This is a genomic window from uncultured Pontibacter sp. (assembly GCF_947492645.1).
Lineage (GTDB): Bacteria > Bacteroidota > Bacteroidia > Cytophagales > Hymenobacteraceae > Pontibacter.
Genome location: NZ_CANLMZ010000008.1, coordinates 157,098 through 173,676 on the forward strand (window position 1 = coordinate 157,098; position 16,579 = coordinate 173,676).

At 46.8% G+C, this 16,579-nt stretch carries 15 protein-coding genes; 7 read left to right on the forward strand and 8 right to left on the reverse strand.

The genetic code is table 11. From position 1 onward, the window contains the following. Positions 1-7 precede the first annotated feature (7 nt). Positions 8-907, reverse strand: a complete 900-nt coding sequence (locus tag Q1A23_RS11135; protein WP_299823280.1) for a phosphatase — start codon at positions 905-907, stop codon at positions 8-10. A 242-nt stretch (positions 908-1,149) separates the two neighbouring features. Further along, positions 1,150-3,252: a polyphosphate kinase 1 gene (gene ppk1 / locus Q1A23_RS11140; RefSeq protein WP_299823282.1), complete on the reverse strand. Its 2,103-nt coding sequence runs from the start codon at positions 3,250-3,252 to the stop codon at positions 1,150-1,152. Positions 3,253-3,603: 351 nt separating this feature from the next. Between ppk1 and Q1A23_RS11145 the strand changes: the two genes are divergently transcribed. Next, positions 3,604-4,545, forward strand: coding sequence for a DUF5996 family protein (locus tag Q1A23_RS11145; protein ID WP_299823285.1), 942 nt, complete (start codon positions 3,604-3,606; stop codon positions 4,543-4,545). Between the two features lies 1 nt (position 4,546). Here the strand turns inward: Q1A23_RS11145 and Q1A23_RS11150 are convergent, their stop codons facing one another. The 6 genes from Q1A23_RS11150 to gyrB all read right to left on the reverse strand — a co-directional run bounded on the left by Q1A23_RS11150 (position 4,547) and on the right by gyrB (position 11,209). Next, positions 4,547-5,050: a DinB family protein gene (locus tag Q1A23_RS11150; RefSeq protein ID WP_299823287.1), complete on the reverse strand. Its 504-nt coding sequence runs from the start codon at positions 5,048-5,050 to the stop codon at positions 4,547-4,549. 50 nt (positions 5,051-5,100) lie between these two features. Further along, on the reverse strand, positions 5,101-6,777 hold the full coding sequence (locus tag Q1A23_RS11155) for a S41 family peptidase (protein ID WP_299823290.1): 1,677 nt from the start codon (positions 6,775-6,777) through the stop codon (positions 5,101-5,103). A 90-nt stretch (positions 6,778-6,867) separates the two neighbouring features. Beyond that, the gene (locus Q1A23_RS11160) at positions 6,868-7,470 is read right to left on the reverse strand and encodes a hypothetical protein (RefSeq protein ID WP_299823292.1); all 603 of its coding nucleotides are present in this window, start codon (positions 7,468-7,470) and stop codon (positions 6,868-6,870) included. Between the two features lie 166 nt (positions 7,471-7,636). Further along, a complete protein-coding gene (locus Q1A23_RS11165) occupies positions 7,637-7,960 on the reverse strand; it encodes a 2Fe-2S iron-sulfur cluster-binding protein (protein WP_299823295.1) in 324 nt (107 codons plus the stop codon). Next, positions 7,960-8,967 carry an NAD(P)/FAD-dependent oxidoreductase gene (locus Q1A23_RS11170; protein ID WP_299823298.1) on the reverse strand — a complete coding sequence of 336 codons (1,008 nt, stop codon included), beginning with the start codon at positions 8,965-8,967 and terminating at the stop codon, positions 7,960-7,962. Before Q1A23_RS11170 ends, Q1A23_RS11165 begins: the two co-directional genes overlap by 1 nt. A gap of 280 nt (positions 8,968-9,247) precedes the next feature. Beyond that, positions 9,248-11,209, reverse strand: coding sequence for a DNA topoisomerase (ATP-hydrolyzing) subunit B (gene gyrB / locus Q1A23_RS11175; protein ID WP_299823301.1), 1,962 nt, complete (start codon positions 11,207-11,209; stop codon positions 9,248-9,250). Between the two features lie 561 nt (positions 11,210-11,770). On the opposite strand from gyrB, the gene Q1A23_RS11180 reads away from it, so the two are divergent. The 6 genes from Q1A23_RS11180 to Q1A23_RS11205 all read left to right on the forward strand — a co-directional run bounded on the left by Q1A23_RS11180 (position 11,771) and on the right by Q1A23_RS11205 (position 16,576). Further along, positions 11,771-12,199: a DUF2267 domain-containing protein gene (locus tag Q1A23_RS11180; protein WP_299823303.1), complete on the forward strand. Its 429-nt coding sequence runs from the start codon at positions 11,771-11,773 to the stop codon at positions 12,197-12,199. Positions 12,200-12,424: 225 nt separating this feature from the next. Then, a complete protein-coding gene (phnD, locus tag Q1A23_RS11185) occupies positions 12,425-13,351 on the forward strand; it encodes a phosphate/phosphite/phosphonate ABC transporter substrate-binding protein (RefSeq protein ID WP_299823305.1) in 927 nt (308 codons plus the stop codon). A gap of 263 nt (positions 13,352-13,614) precedes the next feature. Continuing rightward, a complete protein-coding gene (locus Q1A23_RS11190) occupies positions 13,615-14,055 on the forward strand; it encodes a hypothetical protein (RefSeq protein ID WP_299823308.1) in 441 nt (146 codons plus the stop codon). Then, positions 14,039-14,725, forward strand: coding sequence for an SCO family protein (locus Q1A23_RS11195; RefSeq protein ID WP_299823311.1), 687 nt, complete (start codon positions 14,039-14,041; stop codon positions 14,723-14,725). The genes Q1A23_RS11190 and Q1A23_RS11195 overlap by 17 nt, the downstream gene beginning before the upstream one ends. Further along, the gene (locus tag Q1A23_RS11200; RefSeq protein WP_299823313.1) at positions 14,712-15,128 is read left to right on the forward strand and encodes a cytochrome c; all 417 of its coding nucleotides are present in this window, start codon (positions 14,712-14,714) and stop codon (positions 15,126-15,128) included. Before Q1A23_RS11195 ends, Q1A23_RS11200 begins: the two co-directional genes overlap by 14 nt. 281 nt (positions 15,129-15,409) lie before the next feature. Further along, positions 15,410-16,576, forward strand: coding sequence for a sigma-54 dependent transcriptional regulator (locus tag Q1A23_RS11205; RefSeq protein WP_299823316.1), 1,167 nt, complete (start codon positions 15,410-15,412; stop codon positions 16,574-16,576). Positions 16,577-16,579: the final 3 nt, after the last annotated feature.

Consider the following 16,579-nt stretch of genomic DNA (forward strand, 5'->3'; position numbering starts at 1 on the left):
CCGTAGTCTAATTTATATCGCTGATAACGAACTGCCCCGGGTGGTGGCGTTCGTAAAGCGCGTGCAGTATACCGTCTTTTAAGCCTACCGCAGGCACCACCATACTTTCAAGCTTAGCCCATTTCATGGCAGACAAGTAAATTTCAGCGGCAGGAAGTATAACGTCGGCCCTGTCAGGGTTCAGGAGCATGCCGTTGATGCGTTCATCCATACTCATACTTGCAATCTGGGCTGCCACCTCTTCTATTTGTTTCCTGAAAATAGGCTTGCCTCCTGCTTTGCCCGCTATCTCATAAATTTTATTGATGTTACCACCTGTACCAATGGCGCGCGATAACTGGTACTTGCGGGCATTTGACTCAATCCAGTTGCGCATGTTGTTCCAGAGTTCTTCAGAGTCGTGGCCGTGCATGTGCCGGATCGTGCCTTGCTCAAAAGAGTGAGAAGCCATTTTCTCACGGTTCACGTAAATATTGAACTCGGTGCTGCCCCCGCCAACATCAATGTGCAGGTAATTGCGCTCATCCAGAAAATTAAGGATCACTTTGTTTATCAGCTCCGCCTCGGCAACTCCATCAATCACATCTATGTTCATGCCTGTTTCCTGGAATACGCGCTCCAGTATCTCGGGAGCGTTCAGGGAGTTTCGCATGGCAGAAGTGGCGCAGATCATGTAGTGGTTTACATCGTGCACATCAAGCAGTAGCTGCAAGGCGCGAAGCAGCTTTACGAATTTCTCTATTTTATACTCGCTGATGTAGCCTGTATTAAATACATCCTCGCCAAAGCGAATGGCGTAGCGGATATATTCAATCTTCTTGAAAATCACATTTCCGTTCTGGTTCAGTACGCTCGAGATCTGGCATCTGACAGCATTAGAACCGATGTCTATAGCAGCTAACTTCAATAATCCGGGGTTTTGCGTTAATGATGTGCTTGTAAATATACGCAGAAATGCTGGAGAGTTTGGGTTAAAATCTGTCTGCTCCTGTTTAAGCGTACAAACACTAAATCGATGGTAATTACAACTTCGCCCTAAGCCCTTATAAGGATGGCCGGTCACAAGTATAATGCTTTACTGCCGCCCTAAAAGCAGAAGCCGGAGCAAACGTATGCTTGCCCCGGCTTCTGATTCATACTTTTTGCTACCTACACCAATTCTGAAAAAGTAGTTTCGGCGTAGCTTTTATGGTAAAAGAGTTTGTGCACGTCTACCACCTCCTCGTTGGCTAAGGCTCGTTTTTTAACGTAGGTGCCATCTTCCCGCATAATGTAGGAGTTCTGGTTATCGAGCAGGTTATAGTATAAAATATTGATGGCCTCACGTTTCAGCTCTTCGTTTGCAATAAGGAAGAGAGCCTCTATCCTACGGTCAAAGCTACGCACCATGCAATCGGCGCTGCCGCCGTATACTTTTGGGTCGCCGTTGTTATGGAAGTAATATAGACGCGCGTGCTCCAGGTACTCGCCCACTATACTTTTAACCGTGATGTTCTCGCTCAGGTCTTCACGGCCCGGACGCAGACAGCAGATGCCACGCACGATCAGCTTTATTTGCACGCCGGCTTTAGAGGCTTTGTACATTTCGTCAATCACCTCCTTGTCCTCTAAGGAATTTATCTTGATCACGATGCCGCTCTTAAGTCCCTTCTTCGCGTTCTTGGCCTCATGCCGGATAAGCTCTATCAGGTCGTGACGCATGTCTTTTGGCGAGGTCATCAGGTACTTGTAATCGTTTGGCCTGGAGTGGCCTGTAATTACGTTAAAAAACTCTGATACATCGTGGGCGTAAACTTCGTCGGTTGTAAGTAAGCTCACGTCGGTGTACAGCCTGGCCGTTTGCTCGTTGTAGTTACCGCTGCCAATGTGTATGTAACGCGTTACCTTCTCCCCTTCCTTCCGGATGATCATCATCATTTTGGTATGCGTTTTATACTTGCTGATGCCATAGATTACGAAGCAGCCTGCTTTCTCCAGTCTCTCGCCCTCGCGCAGATTACGCTCTTCATCAAACCTGGCCTTTACCTCAAACAGCACCGAAACGTGCTTTCCGTTTTCAGCGGCTTTAAGCAATGCTGCTGTCACCCTTGATTGATCTGCCAGGCGGTAAATGGTTTGCTTAATACCCAGCACAGAAGGATCTTCGGCGGCGCGCTCCAGCAAACTTACCACCGGCTCCATGCTATTGTAAGGGTGGTGCAGCAGCACGTCGTGCTCTTTCAGGTACTCAAACATATCCACGCCATCGCTTGGCAAACTAAGCGGCGGCACCGACGATGGCTGCTTAAATCCCTTATCCCTGAACTGGCGGTGGTTTATAATCTGCCACAGGCTGCGCAGGTCTATCAGGTTGTTTATCGTGAAGATGTTCGCATTGTCAATCGTCCAGCGCTCTTTCAGCACCTTTAGCATAAACAGCGATGGATTGCGCTCTATCTCCAGCCGCACCACACGGCCTTTCTTTCTTGTCTTTAGCTTTGATTTAATCTCCTGCACAAAGTCGGCTTCCAGGTCGTCAGACTCTTCCAGGGTAAAGTCGCCGTTGCGGGTTATCCGGAACAAATTAACCGATACAATCTCCACGTTGCGGAAAAGCTTTTTGATCTTCCAGCGGATGATTTCCTCAATCGGCACAAACACAATTTTATCCTTGCGGTTTAGCTCGTAAAAGCGGGCCAGGTTTTGCGGTATCTGCACAAACGTTACCCTGTCCTGCGCCTTCTGCTCTTCTGTTGTTCTGGTAACCACGCCAAATGTAAGCAACTGGTTCATCAGCAACGGGAAGCCATGGTAATTATCAAATACCATGGGGGTAAGCAGCGGGTAAATAGTGTTCTTAAAAAACGAGTCTACCTTCTTCTGCTCTATCTCTGTGAGTTCGCTGATCTTGGGTATTTCAAAACCGTGCTTCTCGCAGAGCGGTTTTATCTCGCTGTTAAACGTAAGGTACTGGTCGTTTACAAAGCGGTGTGCGTAGTCCAGCAGCTTTTTCCGGAAGGGCAGTTCGCGCAGGCCGGAATAGTCGAGGCGCTCTTTGCCATAGTCGAGGTAATTGTACAAACTGCCCACCCTGATCATGAAAAACTCGTCGAGGTTGGAAGATGTGATGGCCAGGAACTTCAGCCTGTCGAAAAAACTCTTGTTTGTATCACGCGCCTGGTCGAGCACGCGGTAATTAAAACGCAGCCAGCTTAGGTCGCGGCTAATGTACTTACTTTTCTTTATCTGGTCAGAAACCTTATTGATAAGCATGTTTCCTATTTGTTAGGGCTATTGGTAAACGTATGAAAGACTAAGTTACGCACTAAACTCAAAATATAACGAGAAAGTATAGCTATTCCATCATATTTACGGTAATATTTAAATCTCGCTACTGTTGCTAAATTTTAGCTACTTTATACTAACTAACTCCACCCTCATCTACACATCGATAACTTTATGTAGTATAGCTTAGAAGGCCGGCTAAAGTATACGTAGCTGCTGGTAATTGGAAGTATGGCCAGCGTACGCTGGTAAACCTCTACACCCGCTTGATCAGTAAACCATAAAACACAAAGTATACTTTATCTCGTACCATAAAGGCACAGGCACTTAGGTACAACTATGATAACCGAAGAAGCAAATACAGTTAAAAATCCTGATTTTCCGGCAATGCCGCTGCAAGATTGGGAGGCAACCAAAGACACCCTGCACCTATACTTTCAGGTGATAGGCAAGATTCGGTTAACGTTGATGCCGCGCCGCAACCATTGGTGGAATGTAACGCTGTACGTAACTTCGCGTGGCATAGGCACAGGCCCCATCCCCTACAAGCACTATACCTTCGAGATTGATTTTGACTTTATTGACCACCAGTTACAGCTAAGAACCAGCACAGGATTATCAGAAGACATTACTTTACAGAATGGCCTTAGCGTTTCGCAGTTTTATACTTCGGTAATGAAAGCCCTGCTGGTATTAGGAATAAACGTTGAAATACTTGCCAGGCCTTACGATAACAAAAGCACCATACCTTTTGCTGAAGACCACGAGCATGCTACCTATAATCCGGAGCAGGTAAACCGTTACTGGCGGGCTATGGTAACAATAGACCAGGTGCTGAAGGAGTTTAGCGGCCGCTTTTATGGCAAAACCTGCCCCGTGCACCTGTACTGGCACCACCTGGATTTAACCCTTACCCGTTTCTCTGGCAAAAGCGTGCCCGTGCCTGTTAATGGAAGCACAGTAGAGAAAGACGCTTATTCGCATGAGGTAATCAGTTTCGGGTTTTGGCCGGGCGATGACAAAGTGCCTTTCCCGGCATTTTACTCGTATACGTTTCCCTCTCCGGATGGCATTGAACTGGAGTCGCTGCAGCCTAAACAAGCGCAATGGGCAAACTCAAATGGCAGCCCCATGGCCTTGCTCAATTATGAAGAGTTACGCAAGATGGATAACCCACGAGAAGAATTACTGAATTTCCTGGAGAGCGCCTATATTGCTGGTGCGCAGCTGGCGGGGTGGCCGGTACAGGAACTCCGAACGATTCCGCTTGAAGAATTATAGCTCATCCTTTAAGATAATTTTCCTGTACCTGCTCTGCGGTTAAGCCAAAGATAGGTGGCGTTTTAACACCCAGTATGTTCAGGTAAATATACAGTTGCGCCCGATGATGAATCTCGTGCTCTACCATTGCCCGCAGCCACTTCCAGGTGGTAATTTCTCCGCCCGCAGGTGTTTTGCATTTGCGTTGCAGATCTACGTCACTTAAGCTTCCAAAAATCTCCATCGCCTGCCGGTGCATCTCGTTGAAGTATAAAAGCACTTCTTCATACCCATCGGCAAGTTCACTACCGCAACCTTTGTAGCTGCTGGGCCTGCCGGCCACGTTCTCTGCATACATGTAACGCTCTATGGCTGCAATATGCCTTACCACATCAGCAATCGTGAACTTGCCTGCCCTGTAAGTCCACTCCATCATATCAGGTGGTATTACGCTTATCACCTTATTGGTGCGCTCTCTTATGCGCTCGTAGTAATCGAGAAAGGATTTAATTGATGTGATTTCCATAGTTACAAAACTTGATTAAGGATATGGTACAGTAAAAAAGCAGGTTTATTTTACTCAACGTTATGGTTAGACAGGATATGAAGTATGGCCCTGTCTAGCAGTTCATCCTCCCTGTTCTGTATGCCGGCAATTGTAGGCTTAACTTCTATATCCGGCACTATTCCGATGCGCTGCGTTTCACGCCCATCCGGGTAATACACACCCAGGCCAGACATTTGCGTTTCAATTCCACCAGGAAAAACAATTTTAACAATGTTTCCGTCAGCGCCTGCTGTCTGGCTGCCTATTACTGTTACATCAGGAGCTGTTTGCAGCGCCATAGTACCAAACTCTCCTGCACTTATAGTCCCCTCATTTACCAATACTACTACTTTGCCTTTGTAGTAACCTTTCTTGTCTCTAACGCCTGTTCTCCAAGGTGTGTTAGGCCTGAAAACGCCTGGGTACTTCAAATCAGGATAAGTCATGACAGCGTGGACGGTGTTTTCAGACTTTAGATATGATGCTACCGCATGGCTTACTGGTTTAGTAGGATATTCTCTTAAGTCTATTACAATACCTTTCGAGTTCCAGATCTCCTGCATGGCTGTTTTGATCTCTTTCGGCTGCAGCCTGCTCAAGTCTACGTAGCCCACGTCGCTGTTAAGCATCATCCACGGTTTTTCCTGAATTGCCTCAGGCTTATAACCAAAACGGCTAAATGGATATCTGCTGATGGTCAGTTCCTGCTCTTTTCCATCTCGCTCAACGGTAACATTAACAGTAGGTTTATTCCCGTTAAAAAGTATATTGCGGGCCATTTTCAGTTTATAAGCCTCGTTAGAACCCGACATATACTTTAGCTTAGGCTCCAGCACCTCCATAATAGGTTTGCCCTCAATTTTAGTGATTACATCACCGTAGTTTATACCTGCTGCTTTAGCAAACCCTTCGTGATAAAAGCCAGTAACTACTGCCTTGCCATCAATAATTGTGCTTTTGAAAGGAACGTAAGAGCCGCCAAAGTATTTCCAGGTATGTTTGGTAGATCCAAAGTATGAATGGCCGTCGTTTATGCTCGCGGTTAACTCCTGCATCGCCAGGTGGTAGGCAACCGGATCTGCCGCATTCCGGAATTTAGGCACCATATCAGCCAGGATACTGTCCCAACTCTGGCCGATGGCATATTTATAAGGAAAATAATAATTGATAATGTTCCAGTACCGGAACAAACCCAGCAACCGGTACTCTTCAGAAGGGAGATCCTCTAAGTTGGTGTAAGGTTTTTCGTTCTTGAAATATGCCTGTACTTTAAAAACAGGATACCTGCGCTGCACATAATGGTTTTTGCCTTGGTTGCGGTTTTTCCGGATGTAGTCAAGTTGTTGGATAAGCTCCGGAGTAAAAGTAGTAGAATCGTAAAGCCACTCGAATGTAACATTACGCATCAGACTGTCGGGCACGTTGTTGTCGCAGCGGTTACACTTCTTTACTTTACCCAGCTTCTTAAGCCAACTACTGTAAATTATATTTAAAGCGTGCTGATCTTCTGCTTTTTTTACTTCGATTATTTTGGCCATAAGCTCAGCATCCCAGTCTTCTTTTCCTTTTGCCACTTCTGGGTGATAATACTTCAGGAAGCCCCACACTTTGGCAAGGCTCTCCAGCTTTTGGTTTTCTGTGAGTTCAGGTTTAGCAAAGGCTGTGATGCCGTGGAGCAGACACAGGAGCAGGATAATTTTCTTCATAGGATTTATATGGCTGGGTGTTTAACGCAATTTTGTACCTCAAAATAGTATAGGCCAAATTTAAAACTGTTTTGCAGATGCTACCACTCGTTAAAATAACCTCCTGCTCTTCGAGATGATGTAGGAGAATTGCGCACCCGCTGCGGGGTAAAGTTGGCTGTTTTTAAAGTCGAAGTCTGCCGCGTAGCCCAAGCCAACATGCGTGTTAAATATAAACTTTTGCCCAAGCGGCCTTTGTATGCCCCAATGCACTTCATTCAATAGGGTTTTATTTAAAGGAGTACCAGTATCTACACCATCAAACACACGCCTTGTTGTATACTTTGCCTGGTAGGCCACGTAATTGCCGGCATTGCTCCACATCGGCTTTCCTTTTGCCAGCCTCTTTTCCCGGTTGTAAGTATACTTTACCTCCGACCTGAAGTATGCAACCGGTTCATCAATTATTAGTCTGCTATTAAAGCCATTGGCAAAGTCGTTCTGATCAATGGAGTAGCCACCGCCCAATCCAGCGCTTAAGTTTACAGATAACTTCTTGCTTAAAGGTATTTCGTAGCCTACTCCTATTCCCTGTAACCCTACCTCCAGTTTGGTCATGCTTGCCAAACCTGTGGGTTCTAAAGTTTCTAAGGACTGGGCTGATGCACCGAAGCTGAGCGCTGAAATGGCTAAAAAGATAAGTCTTGTTTTCATGTAAGGTGTAGATTTAGCGAGATGACGCTAAGTATAAATTTACTTCTGATTCTATTATAAAAGTCTAATATAGTATAAAATAGTTACATACCATGTTTGGTACAAAAACAAAAAAGCCATACTTCTCAGCGAAGTATGGCTTTCTATAATCTATTTAATTTTATACTTATGCTTCAGGCATGAGCTTAACAACTAAACCGTCCAGCTCCGGGTTTACCCGTAACTGGCACGACAGGCGGCTGGTAGCGGTGGCATGCGGCAGCGTTTCCAGCATGTAGGCCTCATCGTCGCCGGGTTCAGGTAGTTCGCCGCTTTCCAGCACCTCTACGTGGCAGGTGGCGCAAATGGCCATGCCGCCGCAAATTGCAGGTACATCCAGTTCATTCGCCTTCATCACTTCCATCACCGACAGGCCCATATCGGTAGGCGCCTCAAGCGTTACACGAGAACCGTCTTCCAGCTCAACGTGTATGTTTATCATGTCCTCCATTAGCTTAGCTCTTGTATGCCGTTAACGGTAGTATACTTCAGCACAAACTTTTTATCCGGGTAGATAATGTTGTAAGCGCTTTGTGCCATAAGTGCCGCCTCATGAAAACCGCAAAGTATAAGCTTCAGCTTGCCGGGATAGGTATTCACATCGCCGATGGCAAAAACGCCTTCTATGTTTGTAGAGTAGTCAAACGTGTTAACTACAATCGCGCCTTTCTCCAGTTCCAGCCCCCAGTTTTCCAGCGGCCCCAGCTTTGGCACCAATCCGAATAAAGGTATAAAGTAATCGGCCTCTATCTTGTGCGGTGTGTTGTTATCGATGAGTACGGTAACAGAATCCAGTTTGCCATTGCCGTGCACATCCGTAACATTAGACTTGAGCAGCAGCTTGATATGCCCTTCCTCAGCCATACTTAGCACTTTTTCTGCAGACTCTGGTGCGCCTCTGAACGTTGAGCCACGATGCACAAGCGTCAGTTCTTCTGCCAGCCCTGCCAGGTAAATAGTCCAGTCCAGGGCAGAGTCGCCGCCACCGGCCACTACAATGCGTTTACTGCGGAAAACTTCCGGGTCGCGCACCATGTACGTAACGCCTTTGCCTTCAAACGTCTCCAGGCTCTCTATAGCAGGCTTGCGTGGTTCAAAAGAACCTAAACCGCCGGCAATCGCTACTACTTTACAGGCAATCTGGGTACCTTCAGAGGTTGTTACTATAAAAGAACCATCTTCCTGCTTGTCCAACTGCTCTACGCGCTCGCCAAGCGTAAAAGTCGGGTGGAAGGGCTCAATCTGCTTCATCAGGTTATCTACCAGTTCGCCGGCAAGTATACTTGGAAAGCCTGGTATATCATAAATCGGTTTTTTAGGGTATATCTCGGCCAGCTGGCCGCCTACTACCGGAAGGGCATCCACTACGTGGCAGCGCATCTTCAGCAAACCAGCCTCGAACACGGCAAACAAGCCCACCGGACCTGCCCCTACGATGCATATATCTGTTGTTATCATTTAGGTTTTAACTTTTGTGTTTAACACTAACTGTTGCAGTAAATTTACAAGCAACTGTTTAGCATCCATAGTATTTTCTGTTATTCTTCGGAGCTTCTCAGGATAAAACAATTGAACAGAATCATCTTCCAAAACTGGCTCTCATAGGATAACAAATCGTGTACATTTAGGTTCTGGTTTTTCTAAATTTAGTGTAGCAACACAGAACAGATAATCCTGAACAAAAAAGGCCAGCTGGTATAGCTGGCCTCTCTCTGAAGTATAAATTTTATACGTTGTATTACACGTCTACGCGTGCATACTTGGCGTTGCGTTCGATAAAGTCGCGGCGTGGGCCAACTTCGTCACCCATCAGCATCGAGAACAGGTGGTCTGCCTCTGCTGCCGACTCAATGGTTACTTGCTTCAAGCTTCTTACATCCGGGTTCATGGTGGTAGTCCAAAGCTGCTCCGGGTTCATCTCACCAAGACCTTTGTAACGCTGCACGTTAACGCTCTCTTCCCTGCCTTTACCAAGCTCAGCAATTGCATTTAAACGGTCTTGTTCGCTCCAGCAATAACGCTCTTCTTTACCTTTTTTAACAAGGTACAGCGGAGGCAATGCAATGTAAATATAACCGTTCTCGATCAGCTCCTTCATGTAGCGGAAGAAGAACGTAAGTATAAGTGTACGAATATGCGATCCGTCCACGTCAGCATCCGTCATGATAATGATCTTGTGGTAACGAAGCTTCTCCATGTTCAGGGCTTTCTCACCATCTGCAGTACCGAAGCTAACGCCAAAGGCCGTGATCATGTTCTTGATCTCTTCGTTCTCGTAGATGCGGTGCTCCTGTGCCTTCTCCACGTTCAGGATTTTACCGCGAAGCGGAAGTATAGCCTGGAAACGGCGGTTACGGCCTTGCTTGGCAGAGCCACCAGCAGAGTCACCCTCCACCAGGTATATTTCGCAGTTTGCAGGTTCGCTGTCGGAGCAGTCGGCTAGTTTACCAGGTAAGCTTGTGCTTGAAAGTACACTCTTACGCTGCACCATTTCGCGGGCCTTGCGGGCAGCGTTACGGGCTTGTGCGGCAAGTATAACCTTCTGCACAATCATGCGCGCCTCTTTCGGGTTTTCCTCCAGGTACTGGTTTAGCATTTCGCCTACAGCCACATCCACAGCACCACCTACATCAGAGTTACCTAATTTGGTTTTGGTCTGGCCCTCAAACTGTGGCTCCTGCACTTTTACAGAAATTACAGCTGTTAAACCTTCTCTAAAGTCATCACCGGCAATGTCTATCTTCACCTTATCCAGCATACCAGATTTATCTGCGTAAGCCTTCAGGGTACGTGTAAGCGCGCGACGGAAGCCACCAACGTGCGTACCACCTTCTATGGTATTAATGTTGTTTACATACGAGAAGATGTTCTCGGTGTAAGATGTGTTGTACTGAAGCGCAATTTCTACGGGAACACCGTTTTTCTCGCTCTCAATATGAATTGGCTCCGGTATCAGGTTTTCACGCGTCTCATCCAGGTAGGCTACAAACTCTTTCAAGCCGCCTTCCGAGTAGAACGACTCCGCCTGCAACGGCTGTCCTTGCTCGTCTAGTTCGCGCAGATCCTGCAGGTTGATTCGAATGCCTTTGTTAAGGAAAGCAAGCTCGCGTAAACGGCTGGCAATCGTATCGTATTTATACTCTGTGGTGGTAAAGATAGAGGCATCCGGCGTGAACTGTACTGTTGTACCTGTTCTATCGGTTGTACCAATTTCGCGCACAGGGTAAGCTGGGGCTCCAATGTTGTAATGCTGCTCAAACACTTTACCGTTGCGATGCACCGTTACGTGCAGGTCTGTGGATAGTGCGTTAACGCAGGATACACCCACACCGTGCAAACCACCGGATACTTTGTATGTGTCTTTATCGAACTTACCCCCGGCATGCAGCACCGTCATTACTACCTCCAGGGCAGAGCGGCCTTCTTTCTGGTGAAAATCCGTTGGAATACCACGGCCGTTGTCCGACACCGTGATGGAATTATCTGGATTGATGGTTACATTGATGGTATCGCAATGGCCGGCAAGCGCTTCGTCTATTGAGTTGTCTACTACCTCCCAAACCAGGTGGTGCAAACCTTTAATACCAATGTCGCCAATGTACATGGCAGGGCGCTTACGTACTGCTTCTAGCCCTTCGAGTACCTGAATACTATCTGCTGAATAATTATTGTGCAATTGTTTTTCTTCCACTTCACTCATGTGTATTAGGGTAGATTGAATAGGTAAAACTAGCATTTTTATTTGGTTTATGCTATACTTTTAAAGGCCATAATTAAGCCCTAAACGCATTAAATGCCCTCAACCAAATTCGGCTGCATTACAACCGACTAATAATAAACAAATTACTGCCCCTGATAGTGCCGCAAAACACCAGCAATACCTATAAATAACACAAAAAACGGCAGGCTATTTACAGGCAATCTCGCAGGAGGATTTGGCGCTGGTTTAGAGTATGACTTTTGGGTAATAACATGACTTAAAATAAATGTACAGCCAGTTAAATTCGCAGGGCTCAGAAGTAAACTGTAATACAATATTTAACAGCTTTGCAGGTTCGTTTCCGCTTTTTTTAAACAGCTCCCCTGCTATCAAACTCAAGTATATTTCATCACCTTCTTATGTTAAACTAAGAGGTGTTTTACCCAGCTTGCAGTAATCATTCACTACATACCCAGCACGCTTCCCTATTAATAATAACTCTCCTATCGGTGTCGCGTTCAGCTAGATAGCATGTGTTTTAAACTAAAAAAGGAGGTTAGTATGGCGATGAACTTTGAGAACTATCTAAAAGACGCAAAAACCTGGACGCATGAACTCTGCTCCCACCTTGGCATTGAGGATGAGAACAAGGCAAACAGGATTTTCAGGGCGGTACTTCATGCCATCCGCGACCGCATTCCTACTGCCGAAGCAATTCATTTTGGTGCGCAGTTACCTATACTTTGGAAGGGTGTGTATTATGATGGTTTCCATGTGCACAGCCCGGTACGTATACGGCACGAAGATGAATGGCTGGAGTTTATCCGCTCTAAAGATGCCTTTGCAGCTGAAGCCGATTTTCCTACGCTGGACCACGTGTTTTATGCTTTCCAGGATGTGATGTCGTTTTTGCGCGAGCGTATTTCCGAAGGTCAGTATAAGCAAATAGCACAGGCACTTCATTCAGAAATCACAGTACCCTTAAGCTAAGGCAAAACTTAAAAAACAAGCAGGGTCTGACGTTTGTCGGGCCTTTTAACTTTGATTGAATAGTCTTGTAAGTATGACCCATTAGCAGCATAGCCAGCTAAATAACGCGCTTTCCCTACCTGCTAAAAACATACTTAGAATCTGCTACCAGTATATGTCTGAAATCGGACCTTAAGCGTTTATATTTGAAGGCGATCACGAAAACCACCCTATAGGCATTCCACTATGAAAAAACCATTCCTGCTGCTCTTCCTGCTGTTTATACTTGTGGCAACCAATGCACACGCCTTTGCACCTAAACCCAAAAAGCAGCTTACTGTTGCCACTTATACTTATGGCGACAACGACCGCTTGGCTAACATACAGCCAATTGCATTGCAGATGGCTAAAGCGCTGCGTGCTGAGTTGCGTTTAAAAAGCTACCCTACTGTTGGCGAGCTGGTGGAGGCAATGCGCCGGGGCGAAGCTGATGTGGCTGTGATGAATACCTTTGGCTACCTGCTGCTGCAAACCGACCCAAACCCTTCGGTGGTGCCGCTTGCTGCTTTAGAGGTGCCTGCAGATGCCATGGACGCTTATACTTCGTGCCTTATCGCCAGCAAAGCGTCTGGCATTGCAAGCGTAGAGCAGCTTCAGCAGAAGCCACAGACTTTATCATTGGTGTTTGCCGGAAAGCACTCAACTTCCGGTAACCTGATCCCGAGGCTGTACTTGAGTTCTTTGGGCATCCATAACCCGGAGGAGCAGTTCGGGCAGGTGGATTTCCTGAACAGCCACTCTACCGCCTTGCAGGAGGTAATAAGCGGTAGTTCGGATGTAGCGGCGCTTGGCACCGGCGAGTATGAAAAACAACTTTTAAACGGGAACCTGAAAGCGGGTGATGTGACTGTACTTTGGGAGTCGGGAGGCATACCGCAGGGGCCGGTGGTTTGCAAAGCTACTATGCCAGCCAAGCAACAGAAAAAACTGCTGAAGGTACTACTGCTTGCCCACGAGAAAAACCCTGACGCCATTGTGCAATTAAAACGCGCCTGGACTGAGGCCTGGGAAGCTGATCATTTCGAACCTGTGTCGGAGAGTTACTACAGCAGCATCATTAACCTAGCTGGCAGCAGAGAGAACTTCAGAAAGGTGCTGGAGCAGCATTTGTAGTGCCAGTACTTTTTAACCTGATTGATTGTTAACACCTAATCTCCTTCCAACTCTTTTGCACATCCCACCTTGCAACTGTACCTTTGCAGTATGTGGCGCAGTAAGGTCCTTGTCTTAAGTATAAATAATATATCAGAAGTGGCAGGGCTATACTTACCCTAAGCAACGGGTTGCCGAACTTTATACTTTTGTAAAGCCCTAAAATAAGTTCTTTCTGACGTTTCAAAGTATAAAATCCATAGCCTCTCCTATATCCTAAAAACATGAAATATCTTCTTCTAACCTTAAGCTTTGCACTTGCCATACTTTGCAGCTGCAGCCAAACCCAAAGCCCCGAAGAGCAGAAAGAGGCGCTGGAGCAAAATGTGCTGGCTGTACACGATACGGCCATGGCTAAAATGGAGGATATTTTCCGGCTCCGTAAAAACCTGCGCATACTCCGCGATACCCTGGAAACCCAGCTACAGCCGGATTCTGCTGTATTAAAAAGCCTGCAAACACACATTCAGCTGCTAAACCGCGCTGATGAGGTGATGATGGGCTGGATGCGCCAGTACAAAGCACCGGCTGAAGACATGCCTCATGAGCAAGCCATGGAATATCTGGAGCAGGAAAAAATTAAAATCGAGAAGGTACAAACTATTATGGACAGCACTATAAATGCTGCCCGTTCAACTTATAACACCTATGATCAGGATAAATAAATCAGCTGTAAAAAAGTATACATTGTCCCTGGCTGCGGCCTTATGTTTGGGCTACTTCCCGGCCTGCAACCACAGCGAAGCTACTGAAAAAACATTGCCTATACTTGGTGAGCGCCAAGCCGTTGAGCGTGTTGTAGATGGAAAAACTGTTGTAGACACGCTTTACCACCAGGTACCCGATTTTGCTTTCGTAAACCAGGACAGCCAGCGCGTTACCCAGCAAACCTTCGCCGGGAAGATATACGTTACAGACTTTTTCTTTACCACCTGCCCTACTATCTGTCCGAAAATGAAAAGCCAGATGCTGCGCGTGTACGAGCAGTATAAAGACGAGCCAAACCTGGTGCTGCTATCGCATACTATAGACCCGCAACACGATACTGTAGCCGTGCTTAAAGATTATGCAGAGCGCCTGAATGTGCAGACAGACAAATGGCAGTTTGTAACCGGCGACAAAGACAGCATTTATGATGTAGCCCTGAAGTACATGGTTACGGCCATGGAAGACGAGCAGGAAGCAGGTGGGTTTGTACACAGCGGCGCCTTTGTACTTGTAGATGAAAACCGTCGCATCCGTGGAATTTATGACGGAACCGACCCTGCGCAGGTAGACCGCCTGATAAACGATATTCCGGTGCTGCTGAAGGAGAAGGGTAATGGCCAGAAATAAATTTGCAGTATTGGCGTTGAGCGGCCTTCTACTTATTACCCTTACCCAATGCTTTACTAACAAAAAGAACGAGGGCCAACGCCTCTACGAAGCCAACTGCCAAAGCTGCCACATGGAAGACGGCAGCGGCTTGCGTGGCGTTATCCCACCCATTGCCGGCGCCGATTACCTCGACAAGCACCGCGACGAACTGGCTTGCCTTATCCGCCATGGTATAGAAGGTCCGATTACTGTGAACGGCATAGAGTACAACCAACCTATGCCCGGCGTAGAAACCATGCGCGAAGACCAGATCACGAACCTGCTCAACTACATCCAAACCAACTTCGGCAACAATAACCCACGTTATACTATGCCAGAAGTAGAAAAAATGCTGGAGAAGTGCCCGCCACACAGAAAGTAAGCCAGCGAAGTGCCATTAGTAGTGCGTCACGTTTGCCGCAAGTTTAGCGTGGGCATAAGTGTGGTTAAGCATGGCAGCGGTTTACACCTAATTTTCTTTGCAAGAGCAAGAAATGCAAAGCCCAAACTATACTTTATACTTTGGCAATTCCTTTCAAAGTATAAATCTCGCAACCTCTCCTTCCTATAACCAGTTATAATTGAGATTCTATACTAAAGCAGCCGCAGCCTTGACAAGCGGTTGTTTATTTCATATACTTAGCCTGACATTAAAATAAAACTATGCCCAAAATTCTGATTATAGACGACGAGAGGGCCATCCGTAGCACGTTAAAAGAAATTCTGGAGTTTGAGAATTATACTGTAGACGAAGCCGAGGACGGAGAAAAAGGACTGCAGCAGCTGAGCAAAAGCAAGTACGATGTGGTGCTCTGCGACATTAAAATGCCCGGAATGGATGGCATTGAGGTGCTGGAAAAGGCCATGGAAATAACCCCAGACTCCCCTTTTATCATGATTTCTGCACATGGCACAATTGATACCGCCGTGGAGGCCACTAAAAAAGGCGCCTACGATTTCCTGCAGAAACCCCCGGACCTGAACCGCCTGCTGGTAACGGTGCGCAACGCGCTGGATAAATCGAACCTGGTGACGGAGACCAAGATACTGAAGAAGAAGATCTCCAAAACCTACGAAATGGTTGGCTCTTCTCCTGCGCTTGGCCGCGTAAAGCAGGCTATCGAAAAAGTGGCCCCTACCGATGCACGTGTTTTGATTACAGGGCCAAACGGGTCTGGTAAAGAGTTAGTGGCCCGTGCCATACATGAGCATAGCAACCGCAGCAACGGCCCATTGATAGAGGTAAACTGCGCAGCCATCCCTAGCGAATTGATAGAAAGTGAGTTGTTCGGTCACGAGAAAGGCTCTTTTACCTCGGCGGTAAAACAGCGCATTGGTAAGTTTGAACAGGCCAACGGCGGCACTCTTTTCTTGGATGAGGTGGGTGACATGAGCTTATCGGCTCAGGCCAAAGTATTGCGTGCCCTGCAGGAACATAAAATAACCCGCGTGGGTGGCGACAAAGATATTCAGGTGGATGTGCGTGTGCTCGCGGCGACAAATAAAAACCTGCTGGAAGAAATAGAAGCTAAAACCTTCCGTGAAGATTTATACCACCGCCTGGGCGTTATACTGGTGCATGTGCCGCCACTAAACGAACGCCGTGAAGATATACCGGACCTGGTAACCAAGTTTCTGAATGATATTGCAAATGATTACGGCAACAAACCAAAAGCCATTACTCCAGATGCTTTAGAATACTTGAAAGGCCTTGACTGGCGCGGAAACGTTCGTGAGTTGCGGAATGTGGTGGAACGCCTCGTGATCATGAGCGGACCAGAAATAACCGCAGAAGATGCCAAGGCTTACGCCAGACCCGTAGTTTCATAGATC

What these genes read in the sequence shown, in the direction of transcription:
- Q1A23_RS11205 (WP_299823316.1), top strand. Translation starts at nt 15,410, where the DNA reads ATGCCCAAAATTCTGATTATAGACGACGAGAGGGCCATCCGTAGCACG.
- Q1A23_RS11150 (WP_299823287.1), bottom strand. Translation starts at nt 5,050, where the DNA reads ATGGAAATCACATCAATTAAATCCTTTCTCGATTACTACGAGCGCATA.
- Q1A23_RS11155 (WP_299823290.1), bottom strand. Translation starts at nt 6,777, where the DNA reads ATGAAGAAAATTATCCTGCTCCTGTGTCTGCTCCACGGCATCACAGCC.
- Q1A23_RS11190 (WP_299823308.1), top strand. Translation starts at nt 13,615, where the DNA reads ATGAAATATCTTCTTCTAACCTTAAGCTTTGCACTTGCCATACTTTGC.
- Q1A23_RS11160 (WP_299823292.1), bottom strand. Translation starts at nt 7,470, where the DNA reads ATGAAAACAAGACTTATCTTTTTAGCCATTTCAGCGCTCAGCTTCGGT.
- ppk1 (WP_299823282.1), bottom strand. Translation starts at nt 3,252, where the DNA reads ATGCTTATCAATAAGGTTTCTGACCAGATAAAGAAAAGTAAGTACATT.
- Q1A23_RS11195 (WP_299823311.1), top strand. Translation starts at nt 14,039, where the DNA reads ATGATCAGGATAAATAAATCAGCTGTAAAAAAGTATACATTGTCCCTG.
- Q1A23_RS11165 (WP_299823295.1), bottom strand. Translation starts at nt 7,960, where the DNA reads ATGGAGGACATGATAAACATACACGTTGAGCTGGAAGACGGTTCTCGT.
- Q1A23_RS11200 (WP_299823313.1), top strand. Translation starts at nt 14,712, where the DNA reads ATGGCCAGAAATAAATTTGCAGTATTGGCGTTGAGCGGCCTTCTACTT.
- gyrB (WP_299823301.1), bottom strand. Translation starts at nt 11,209, where the DNA reads ATGAGTGAAGTGGAAGAAAAACAATTGCACAATAATTATTCAGCAGAT.
- Q1A23_RS11180 (WP_299823303.1), top strand. Translation starts at nt 11,771, where the DNA reads ATGGCGATGAACTTTGAGAACTATCTAAAAGACGCAAAAACCTGGACG.
- Q1A23_RS11170 (WP_299823298.1), bottom strand. Translation starts at nt 8,967, where the DNA reads ATGATAACAACAGATATATGCATCGTAGGGGCAGGTCCGGTGGGCTTG.
- Q1A23_RS11145 (WP_299823285.1), top strand. Translation starts at nt 3,604, where the DNA reads ATGATAACCGAAGAAGCAAATACAGTTAAAAATCCTGATTTTCCGGCA.
- phnD (WP_299823305.1), top strand. Translation starts at nt 12,425, where the DNA reads ATGAAAAAACCATTCCTGCTGCTCTTCCTGCTGTTTATACTTGTGGCA.